Genomic DNA, 11,242 nt, shown 5'->3' on the forward strand with positions numbered 1-11,242 from the left:
GAATCTTATGCGATTCTTTGAATCACTTCCATGATTTTTTCAAAGTCATTCTCGACCGGGATCGGAGCATTCTGAAATTCAGGAGCAGGTTGCCCGGAATGATAGTTCACGGTTGCATTCGGATCCTTGAGTTGATGCCCGGTTAAAATGCAAACCACACGATCACTGGGAGCGATGATTCCCTGCTGACGCAGCAACTTGGCCCCGGCGACGCTCGCCCCACTGGCCGGTTCACACCCAAATCCTCCCGCTCCGACTTGTGATTTTCCATCAAGAATTTCTTCATCGTTCACTTCTCGCACGACTCCATCACAAAAATCGAGAGCCCGCAAGCATTTCTTCAAGTTCACGGGGCGATTAATTTCAATCGCACTGGCAAGCGTATTGGCCCGCCGATCTTCGTCATCCATCTTTTGGTAGAACGACTTGATGAGTTCAGAATCCGGTTTTCCGCCGTTCCAGCATAAACCATGTTTCTCATGCAGTTCGTACAGCGTGTTCGCTCCTTGAGCATTAATGACAGCCAGCCGAGGGACGCGATCGATCAAGCCGAGTTCTTTCAACTCCATGAAAGCCTTCCCGAAGGCACTTGAGTTTCCCAGATTTCCACCCGGAACAACGATCCAGTCAGGAACCTCCCAATTGAGTCCTTCAAGAACGCGATACATAATTGTCTTCTGCCCTTCGAGGCGAAACGGATTCACACTGTTGCACAGGTAAATCCCAGCCGTCTTACAAACCTCGCGGACCTGCTTGAGAGCATCGTCGAAATCCCCTTGAATCTGAAGGGTTGTGGCTCCATAGTCGAGGGCTTGAGAAAGCTTTCCGTAAGCGATTTTCCCGCTTCCAACAAAGACAATCACCTTGAAATGCTTCGTCGTCCCGGCGTAGATTGCCAGTGACGCACTCGTGTTCCCGGTCGATGCACAGGCCGCCATCTTCGCCCCAACCATCCTCGCATGAGTCGAAGCTGCCGTCATCCCGTTGTCTTTAAAACTGCCAGACGGATTGAGTCCTTCATACTGCAGGTACAACTGACCTTCATTCAGGCCGACATACTTCGCGACACTATTTGATTGTTGGAGCAACGTCTGCCCTTCCCCGATCGTCACGATTTGATCATCAGGAGCAAACGGCAGCAGTTGACGGAATCGCCAGACACCACTGTAGTCGAGCGGGCAATTTCGATTTGCCCAGCGAGATTCGAACTCCTTCAACGAAGAGGGAACTTCCACACGATCCCAATCGTATTGAATATCCAGCAACTCTCCCGTTTCGGGACAGGCAGTCAGGACTTCGTCGAGCCCGTATGTACTCGAATGGTCAGGAGAAATACTGGACTGGTACGCTAAATCGGTGGACATAAAAACGGCTCAGGGATTCAAAAACAGTGGCAATTCGACAACGGTCTTCCGACTGGGAGCCAACGGCACGTACGAAGGTTCGCTACATCGCTGATTCCCAGATCTGATGGAAATGAATGATACTCGCAGTCGATCCAGACACAAACCAAGTTTCCGAGATTTGCAAAGCAACAGCCTCAGAACCAGTCCGAAGCCCCCTCAAGTAGCCACTTTTGTCCATTTCCGAGAGAACATACTCAGACTGCAGAATCAGGCCAAAAAGTAGACAGTTCGGAATTCCAGAAAGTTGACATCATCAATCACATTATTGGAAACGATGTCCGCTCTGCCCCGAGACCAGTAGCCTGTGAAGCCACGAAAGTAAATTTCACTGGCAACGAGAACTGGCACGACAAGCATTGAAGATCCTCGAAGTACATAAAGAAAGCCGAAGTGCTGCAGGTGCAACACTTCGGCTTTTCAATTATTGGAAATCACTACCGATCTGAAAATGGCTTTCAAATTCGGTTGATCCTCTCGAAGACTTACTCTTCTGAAGCCTGATCGCCTTCAGCGGTTGCTCCGACAGCTTCCAGATTTTCTTCGCTTGGGGTCTCTCTGTATTCCCCTTCGAAGTCGAGTTGCGTTTCATCACCAACTTTTCGGACGCCAACCTTGATGATGTTTTTCCCATCAAACTGACCTCGCAGCAACTCCTCAGCCAGCGGATCTTCCACATAAACTTCGACAGCACGTCGTAATGGACGAGCCCCGTAGTCTGTGTGATCGCGATCCCCTTGTTCGGACTTACTTTTGTCGATGACGTGTTGCTTCGCTTCATCGGCCAATTCAAGAACCAGACCACGTTCCTTGAGTCGTTCACGAACTTTCTTCAGTTCAAACTCAACGATGTGTTTCAGATCATCGTCAGCCAGTTTATGGAAGACAACAACTTCGTCCAATCGCCCGATGAACTCAGGCTTGAAGCGTTTGCTGACTTCCGCCATGACGTTCTTCTTCATGTCATCATGAGCGGTTTCCACGTTCTGGTTTCCGAATCCAAACGAGGCATTGGCAATCGCTTTGGCACCGACGTTGGTTGTCATAATCAGGATGACGTTCTTGAAGTCGACCTTTCGACCGAAGCTATCAGTCAAATGCCCTTCTTCCATAATCTGCAACAGCATGTTGTAGATGTCCGGGTGGGCTTTTTCGATTTCGTCGAGCAGCACAACCGCATACGGACGACGGCGGATTTTCTCAGTAAGTTGTCCACCTTCTTCGTAGCCGACGTATCCCGGAGGAGCTCCGATCAAACGACTGATATTGTGCCGTTCCTGGTATTCACTCATGTCGATTTGAACGAGTGCCTCTTCATCACCGAACATGAACTCAGCGAGCGTTTTGGCAAGTAAGGTTTTCCCGACCCCGGTTGGACCAGAGAACAAGAACGTTGCCGTTGGACGCTTGGGATCTTTGAGTCCACTGCGCGAACGACGAACCGCTTTACAAACCAGTTTGATCGCTTCGTCCTGACTGACGACACGTTTGTGCATCACGCTTTCCATCTCCAGCAGACGTACGGTGTCTTCGCTGGAAAGGCGTGTGAGCGGAACGCCGGTCATTTTAGCGACAACCTCGGAGATCACTTCGGCATCGACGACACCGTCGGTCTCCTGCGATTTCTGACGCCATTCACTCGTGATCGACTCTTTCTTCTTCTTCAGCTGATCAGCCTTATCACGCAAATTGGCTGCTTTCTCAAAGTCCTGATTCGCAACGGCCTCTTCTTTCTGCGTATTGAATCGCTCGATATCTTCTTCGAGTTCTTTGAGATCCGGAGGTCGAACCATCGATTTCAGGCGAATTCGTGCACCCGCTTCGTCGATGACATCAATCGCTTTGTCCGGCAGGCAACGACCAGTGATGTAACGGCTTGAAAGCTCAACAGATTTTTCAAGAGCATCATCGGTGTACTGAACCTTGTGATGAGACTCGTACCGATCACGAAGTCCTTTGAGGATTTCGACTGTCTGAACTTTGCTCGGTGGATCGACAAGAACCATTTGGAAGCGTCGTTCCAGAGCGGCGTCTTTCTCGATGTACTTTCGGTACTCATCGAGAGTCGTCGCTCCGATACATTGCAACTCACCTCGACTCAATGCAGGCTTCAGAACGTTCGAAGCGTCAATCGCCCCTTCCGCTCCACCAGCACCGACAAGCGTGTGCAATTCGTCAATGAACAGAATCACGTTCTTCGCACGACGAACTTCGTTCATGACCGCTTTAATACGCTCTTCGAACTGACCGCGGTATTTCGTTCCCGCAACCATCATCGCCAGGTCGAGGACGACAATACGTCGCTCACGCAGCAAGTCCGGAACGCTGCCATCAACAACCAGCTGGGCGAACCCTTCGACGATGGCGGTTTTTCCGACCCCTGCTTCACCAAGCAAAACCGGGTTATTTTTCTGACGACGACAAAGGACTTGCGTGATACGTTCAATTTCTTCGGAACGCCCAATCACAGGATCAAGCTTTCCTTGACGAGCCAGTTCTGTCAGATCGCGACCGAAACTGTCGAGAGCAGGCGTTTTGCTTTTTCCAGCCTTTCCTGACGGTGCTCCGCCACGTTCAGACTGTTCAGCCCCTTCGAGTCCGTGACCGAGAAGGTTTAAGACTTCTTCCCGAACGTCTTCCAGCTTCAAGCCGAGGTTCATCAAAACCTGAGCAGCGACCCCTTCTTGCTCACGCAGCAATCCCAGCAGCAAGTGCTCGGTTCCGACGTAATTATGGTTCAGATTGCGGGCTTCCTCCATCGCATACTCAATCACTTTCTTAGCGCGTGGAGTTTGCGGAAGTTTCCCCATGGTCACCAAATCTGGGCCAGATTGCACAATTTTTTCGACTTCGAGTCGAATCTTGCGAAGGTCGACGTCCAGATTCTTCAAGACATTCGCTGCAACACCAGATCCTTCTTTAACAAGCCCCAGAAGGATGTGCTCTGTTCCGATATATTCGTGATTAAACCGTTGAGCTTCCTGATTGGCCAATTGCATGACCTTCCGGGCTCGATCGGTAAAGCGTTCGTACATTCTCTGACTCCTGTTTGCGTGAATTTAATTCGCTAGTGAACAGCCCAGAGAAACAATCTCCGTGCGATGAAACTCACATCGCCTTTCAATTCAGCCATCCTGCTGAATCAATCAAAACAATCGATGTGGGGCCTCAGTAATGATGAGGGAATAAATTCACCTAACCAGATTCTAGCCCTGAACACCAAACGGGACAAGATTTGCTCAGCAATCTCAGCCAAGTTGAAGTAATTTCCACGAAGAATTTTTCTCATTTCTCAACAAACACTACGAATCTGACACCAAACCGAGTTCGCACGCGCCTGAATGATTAGAGCAGTTTGCTCTACCGTTTGCCCGTGAAGAACGCATTTCTCTAGAACCAGTCCGAAAACCTCTGGAATAGCCACTTTCCTCAACGTTTGAGAGAGCAATTTCAAGTTTCAGGATCAGTTCTAGTAAAAATGCTGTTCGCCACGAGGCAGAACCTGCAAACCAATCCGAAAGATGCTCTAGATCGTTGCAGACTTTCAGCCCATGCTGGCGGAAGAGACAATCTCCACGAAACACCAGAAATTCTAGTCTTCATGACCAACCTCATCACGAGCGGTCACTGAAGTCAGAAACGGATCACACGGACACGGCTCGAGCAGTTTGCTCTACCGTGTGCCCGTACAGAACGAGTTCCATCAATAAAATTGCTTTTCGCCAGGAGACAGAACCTGTACGCCTATCCGAAAGATGCTCAAGCACAGAGATGACTCTAATACTGCCGGATCACCCCGACCAAAACACCCAATATCTGGACGTCCTGGCTGTAAATCGACTCCATTGTTGAGTTCGCAGGCTCTAAACGATAGCGGTCTTCTTCGCGATAGAACCGCTTGAGAGTTGCGTCCTCTCCATCGACTAAAGCAGCGACGATCTCACCGGGACTTGCAGTCGACTGCCTGTGAATAATGGCAAAATCACCATCTGCGATGTGATCTTCAATCATCGATTCACCGCTGACTTTCAAGCAAAAATGCTCTTCATCAGCAAACAGATCACCGAAATCGACCTCTTCGGCCTGCTCGACTGCCAATGTCGGCGCCCCGGCAGCGATTTGCCCCGCCATCGGCAATGATGTTTTACCACGGTTGAGTGCCTCTGTGAGTTGAATCGCACGCGACATGTTCTGCTCACGTGTAATTAGCCCCTTTTTCTCCAGCGCCTTGAGATGGCACATGACTCCGTTGGGAGATTTAATTTCAAAGTTCGTCCCAATTTCCCGAACCGTCGGCCCATACCCACGGTTCACGATACGATCTTTGATGAATTCGTAGATCGACTGTTGTCGTTTCGTCAACTTGGGTGGGTCGGTCATCGATTAACTCCTCAAACATGTTTTAGAAACATTCAACAATGACTTCTGAAATCGTTGTCTTTCAATAGACTCACGATCATGCACTCAGGCTTTGTTAGAGCTACACCAAACGAAGTCGCAAACACAAGAACTTCCGTTCACAATATACCTCTGTTCACGGTTCATGTGTACCCTAGTCTTGACGATCCATGCGGAAACTTCAATGTCTCTCTGGAAATTACTCGAAAACGAGCAGTTCCTCTCGCCTGTTTGAACCGGGAATACGCCCGTTTCATTAAAAGAATTCAGTGCATCCCTACGCTGCTGCATGCCATCACTGCAATGCAATTCATTTCACAATTCTGACTGATCAGACTGAATTGTGAAGATTCCAGGACGTGAAAGAGAGAGTCGAAGAGCCTGGATGGAGCAATGGGTGAATCAAAGAGCTACCCTGACAGCAGCTTTCGAATAAGCCATTTCGAATGGCTGTTCGCATTCTGCGTTGCGGGCACGACAAGTATTGAAAACACTATCAAGGGCGAACGCGAGCAGGTTCTTTGGAAGTCACTTGAACTGCCTCCAAAACCTTCGCTGCTCTTGGAGGCTCCTGTTGTTCGCTCTCCGTTTTGATCTCGATATCAGAATCAACAAGCTTCGAGGTCAGCGCCAGATACGAGACAGCCCCGACTAATAACGACCCGCTGACGAAATAGAACATCGCAAAGAAGCCGTAATGATCGATGATCCATCCGAGAATCGGCGCGGTGAGAATCGTTCCGCTGTCGATCGCTGCCAGTGTCACCGTGGTTCCTGTCCCGCGATACTGGTCGGGAAACGCTCCGGCTCCCATCGAGACGACACACGGAAACAATAGTGCATGACCAAATCCCAGACACATCGCAGGAGGAATGAACTGCCAGTCGGTCGTCACAAAGGTCATTAGCAAATGTCCGATCGCATGGCCGAGCAGCCCCATGCAAATCAAGCGATGCCGCCCCATGCTGCGACTCCATTGCCGCGCGACGAGCCTCACTGTGAAAGCGGTCACGGCATAGGCCGTAAAGAAGGTCCGGATTCCACTGAGTCCCAATTCGGTCGAGTAGCGAGTCAGAAACGTCATCGTGACCGCAAATCCCATCCCCATCATGAATGTGACCAGAAAGACTCGATGCGGCCAATACCGCATCATCAGCTTATGAATCGGCGGGGTGAATGACGGAGTTTCGTGACGTTCGCTTCTCGTTAACCAAATCGCCAGGCACATGTGAAGAACACTTGCCAGCAGGGAGATTCCGAACAAAACATGGTAAAGCTGACGACTTTCCGGGTAGAGATGAAAGATCAAATCGCCCAGATTCGTTCCGCAGATCATCCCCACAAAGCCACTCGCTCCGAACGTCCCTATCACTTCAGTACGCCGGCTCAGGGGAGCCAGATGCTGAATATGTGAAACCGAAGAGGCAAACATCCCGGAGAGCCCAATCACAAAGATGATTCTCGCAGCGTAGATCTGAATCCCCACATCAGGGGCCGTTAACACGAGTGCCGAACCGGTGATGTTGATCAGCGAGCAAACAATCCAGATCTTTCGGATTCCCAACTGATCAAGAGCCTGTCCCAGAAAGGCACGAAAGAACAGCGACCCGACAAGGCCAACGCTCACGATCACTCCGGTTGTTTCTTCGCTTCCACCGAGAAATCTAACAAACTCAGCAAATCGAAACGTCAGCGCATTCGCAGTCACAAGGACGACATTCGCAGCGAATGCCAACCAGAATCGTCGTGTATAAATTCGCTCCGATTCCTCGGGACGACGTCCGTGACTCATGTCCGTATACTTTGCCTTAAAGTTTGCCTTAAAGAATGAGAACGTTTAGATCTTCACACAAACACATCTCGTCTGAATGATCTCTAACGATTGGTCGAGAATGACAGCCCAGCAGAATTCCTCAAACGACACTTCAACCCCTGCCGATGGTTTTCTACCAACACCTGATGCCACAGGAGCCTCGGTGGGGGTGAGTCCGAATGTTATCACAATCTCGGTCAACGACCACCCGATTTCATGAGTCCCTATTGCCGAGACATTGAAAACTGCCTGAAAGTTCACTTCATCGATCAGTTTTCTTATTCTCCGGATTCGCATTTTGCCTCAGCGTTTTTTTATTGGACACTTGCGAGACTCCGGCAAACCACCCGTTTCAGTAGAAATCTTCCCTGGAACTGCAAACTTTTGCAGCAGTTGCTTTCTCCGACTTTTGAATCCACCTAAACTTCCGAGCCTCAATCGCTTCAACATGCAATGAACGACGAACAAAAAAACATGACCAAGGACGATGCGGCCACGAAGAAAATCCCCTCAACTGAAGATCTTGCTCAACTGGGGCGAGGCGTTTTAATGGGAGGAGCGGATGTGATCCCGGGGGTTTCGGGTGGAACCGTTGCACTCATTCTGGGGATCTACGAGAGGCTCATCAGTGCAGTCAGTCATGTTGACGCAACGCTCTTGACGTTCGTCTCTCAGCGAAAGTTTCGGGACGCTGCCAAGCATATCGACTTGCGATTTATCATCCCACTCGGGATGGGCATTCTCGTCGGCATCGTACTGCTCGGATCGGTAATGCATACGTTGCTGGAAGATTACCGACAGTACACGATGGCAGCTTTCTTCGGCATGATCGGAGCGAGTTGCTTCCTGGTTGCCAAGCTTGTGACACGTTGGCGCGCTCTGGAATATGGACTCTTAGCAGGCGGAGCTGTCTTTGCTGTCTGGCTTGTCTCTCAGCCGGCACTGGCAAATCCACCCGATCACCTCTGGTATATCTTCCTGTGTGGAGCCATCGCGATTTGCGCAATGATCCTCCCCGGAATCAGCGGCTCATTCATCTTGCTAATCCTTGGTAAGTACCACGAGATCACCGGGATCATCAAAGCGGTCATCAAGCTCAAACTCACTATAGAGTCAATCCTTCTCGTTCTCACGTTTGCTTGCGGGTGTCTGGTCGGGCTGATTTCATTTGCCAAACTCCTGCGATGGCTCCTCGCCAATTACGCCGCACAAACAATGTCACTACTGTGTGGATTCATGATTGGCTCGCTGTACAAAATCTGGCCTTTCCAAGTCGACACCACTCCCGAAGTCGAAGAGTTCAAGCACAAGGTTTTCGAAATCGTTCCGTTTTCAAAGATCGAAATCAATGGCGACTTCGCACTGACTATTCTGGTTGCCATTGTCGCAGCTGTCCTTGTATTTGGACTTGAGCACCTTGGGTCACCAAAACAAGCTCTCGAAGAGGTCACATCGGAATAGCCTGATTGTCGCGACGATATTGAGTCTTCCACTCCGCTCGACACTATTGAATTGAAAGTGCCCGGCTCAAAAAAAATCTCTCAAACACGCAACATCAGTTGTTAACAGACGATCACTGCGAACGTTTATTGAATCTAGAAGCAGTCTCAGGACCTATGGAATTGCGACCTTTCTCTGTACCAGAGAAGTGAACAGCAAGTTTTGAGACCAGTTCTAAAAAAGTTACGTGTTTCTTGTGCCGGTGGAGAGCCTTTTCCCCTGGCGAAAATTGCTGTTCGCCATGGCAGAACACGAACATCATTTCGAACAATGCTATCGAAAATAAAAACACACTTTTCATGAGAGCCTGGAGCCATGCCTGTTCGAGTCTTCGCAACGATTCTTGTCTTCTCCATTGCAAGTTCCACCCACGCACAAATTAATGGTGGTGGAGGATTCGGTGGGCTTGATAACGGAACTTTTGGTTCAAACCTGCAGGCGTCGTCGACTCCGTATGTCGAGACAGACAATGTTTTGATTACGATTTCCAAAACTGGAAAAACGGTGACTGCATTCTCGGCTCTGACAGGCAAAACTGCGTCACTGAGTTTCGAGGAAAAGGTTGAACCATTTGTACCAGTGGTCTCAGCCAATATTGCCTGCTTCGCTCACAACAAATCTGCCTACGCGTTCATCGCAACGACCGGGAAATGGCAAGCTGTAAAAACGAAAACTAAAAGTGCTCAGTTCATTCATTCGGGAACGATGGTTTGCTTTGTGGATGAAAAGACTGCTTACGCGATCGGTGATCAAACTGGAAAGTGGCTTCAGGTCGATGCAGAAGAAGTCCCTATTCCCGGATTTTCAAAGATGACTGTCAAATTCCAAGTCAAATCCAAGATCTACATTTGCTCGGCAGCCTCGAAAGAATGGCAGGTGATTGACTTAGAAAGCGATGGGAAATAAATAGAACTGATCCTGAAACTTGAAATTGCTCTCTCACTCATTGAGAAAAGCAGCTATTCCAGAGGTTTACGGACCGGTTCTGGCCATCCCCTTTGGCCATAAGTTTCACCGCTGCCCCGCTTCAATGTCAGCCACAAAGAATCTATGGTAGGTCAATCCTCATTCACAGATTCTCACGATACCGGAATAGATATGTCGAGCATCCCTGAAGTCGGCAAACGAGCCCCAGCCTTCACTCTGCCAGCGATCCCAGAAGGAAAAATCAGACTCAGCCAATTTAAAGGCGAAAAGAACGTCGTGCTCTATTTCTACCCGCGCGATAACACGCCTGGTTGTACCACCGAAGCGTGCGACTTTCGTGACAACCTTGGACAGTTTGAAAGTGCAGAGACTGTGGTCCTTGGGATCAGCGGAGACAGCCTGAAGTCGCATGAAAAATTTGCAACCAAATTTGAATTGCCGTTCCCTCTACTATCTGATGAAGACCACGCTATCGCAGAAAAGTACGGGGTCTGGGTTGAAAAAAAGAATTACGGGAAGACCTACATGGGCATTCAGCGAGCAACATTCCTCATCGACAAGGAAGGCAAAATTGCAGCCGTTTGGCCTAAAGTGAAAGTCAAAGGGCATGTCGATGAAGTTCGCGAAAAACTCTCTGAGCTTTCCAAGTAGAGCACTATCAAGACTTACCCATCCCGTGAAGGTCACTTCCATGACCTCATCGAAGACTCGCCCACGAGGCAGAACGTCGTAACCGATATTGGAATTGTTCCAAGGCCCGCTAGAGCAGTTTGCTCTACCGTGTGCCCGTGAAGAACGCATTTCTCTAGGAAAAATGCTGTTTGCCACGAGGCAGAACCTGCAAACCAATTCGAAAGATGCTCTAAGCCTTCTTTTTCAACTCTTTCAGCTGACGATGAATTTCTCGAATCATCGTCAGCTGCATCACTTGCAACCGCTCCAGACCTTCGACATCTGAAAGCGCCTGTTGAATTTGATCTCCGTTACGAGCCCCTAACTCTTTGGACTGAATCAATCTTTTTGCACTTTTTTTTGCACTTCGCTTCTTCATTGTTTATGACAACACTGCCCGCGTGCCAGAAAAACAAGCCACTTTTGCAATCCCTGAACATCTGATTGAAAAGCGAAAGAATCATAACGACTCCATCACGATTTCAAAACAAAATTCAGGCCAACAACAGGATTGCACCACTAGAGCAGT

General features: G+C 49.3%; 9 protein-coding genes. 3 read left to right on the top strand and 6 right to left on the bottom strand.

Annotation, left to right across the window (positions count from 1 at the left end; translation table 11 throughout):
• Nucleotides 1-5: 5 nt before the first annotated feature.
• The 5 genes from thrC to ACN0YR_RS17650 form a co-directional block, all read right to left on the bottom strand.
• Nucleotides 6-1,364 carry a threonine synthase gene (gene thrC, locus ACN0YR_RS17630; RefSeq protein WP_417850552.1) on the bottom strand — a complete coding sequence of 453 codons (1,359 nt, stop codon included), beginning with the start codon at nucleotides 1,362-1,364 and terminating at the stop codon, nucleotides 6-8.
• Between the two features lie 249 nt (nucleotides 1,365-1,613).
• Nucleotides 1,614-1,763, bottom strand: coding sequence for a hypothetical protein (locus tag ACN0YR_RS17635; protein WP_417850553.1), 150 nt, complete (start codon nucleotides 1,761-1,763; stop codon nucleotides 1,614-1,616).
• Between the two features lie 125 nt (nucleotides 1,764-1,888).
• On the bottom strand, nucleotides 1,889-4,438 hold the full coding sequence (locus tag ACN0YR_RS17640) for an ATP-dependent Clp protease ATP-binding subunit (RefSeq protein WP_417850554.1): 2,550 nt from the start codon (nucleotides 4,436-4,438) through the stop codon (nucleotides 1,889-1,891).
• A 742-nt stretch (nucleotides 4,439-5,180) separates the two neighbouring features.
• The gene (gene lexA, locus ACN0YR_RS17645; protein WP_417850555.1) at nucleotides 5,181-5,783 is read right to left on the bottom strand and encodes a transcriptional repressor LexA; all 603 of its coding nucleotides are present in this window, start codon (nucleotides 5,781-5,783) and stop codon (nucleotides 5,181-5,183) included.
• 514 nt (nucleotides 5,784-6,297) lie between these two features.
• Nucleotides 6,298-7,593, bottom strand: coding sequence for an MFS transporter (locus ACN0YR_RS17650; RefSeq protein ID WP_417850556.1), 1,296 nt, complete (start codon nucleotides 7,591-7,593; stop codon nucleotides 6,298-6,300).
• 495 nt (nucleotides 7,594-8,088) lie between these two features.
• On the opposite strand from ACN0YR_RS17650, the gene ACN0YR_RS17655 reads away from it, so the two are divergent.
• The 3 genes from ACN0YR_RS17655 (at nucleotide 8,089) to bcp (ending at nucleotide 10,692) form a co-directional block, all read left to right on the top strand.
• Nucleotides 8,089-9,075, top strand: a complete 987-nt coding sequence (locus ACN0YR_RS17655; protein WP_417850557.1) for a DUF368 domain-containing protein — start codon at nucleotides 8,089-8,091, stop codon at nucleotides 9,073-9,075.
• 354 nt (nucleotides 9,076-9,429) lie between these two features.
• A complete protein-coding gene (locus tag ACN0YR_RS17660) occupies nucleotides 9,430-10,020 on the top strand; it encodes a hypothetical protein (protein WP_417850558.1) in 591 nt (196 codons plus the stop codon).
• A gap of 192 nt (nucleotides 10,021-10,212) precedes the next feature.
• Nucleotides 10,213-10,692, top strand: coding sequence for a thioredoxin-dependent thiol peroxidase (gene bcp, locus ACN0YR_RS17665; RefSeq protein ID WP_417850559.1), 480 nt, complete (start codon nucleotides 10,213-10,215; stop codon nucleotides 10,690-10,692).
• A 211-nt stretch (nucleotides 10,693-10,903) separates the two neighbouring features.
• Here the strand turns inward: bcp and ACN0YR_RS17670 are convergent, their stop codons facing one another.
• Nucleotides 10,904-11,092: a hypothetical protein gene (locus ACN0YR_RS17670; protein WP_417850560.1), complete on the bottom strand. Its 189-nt coding sequence runs from the start codon at nucleotides 11,090-11,092 to the stop codon at nucleotides 10,904-10,906.
• Between the last annotated feature and the right edge of the window lie 150 nt (nucleotides 11,093-11,242).

It is taken from the genome of Thalassoglobus sp. (assembly GCF_048270125.1).
In the GTDB taxonomy this organism is placed as follows: Bacteria; Planctomycetota; Planctomycetia; order Planctomycetales; family Planctomycetaceae; genus Thalassoglobus.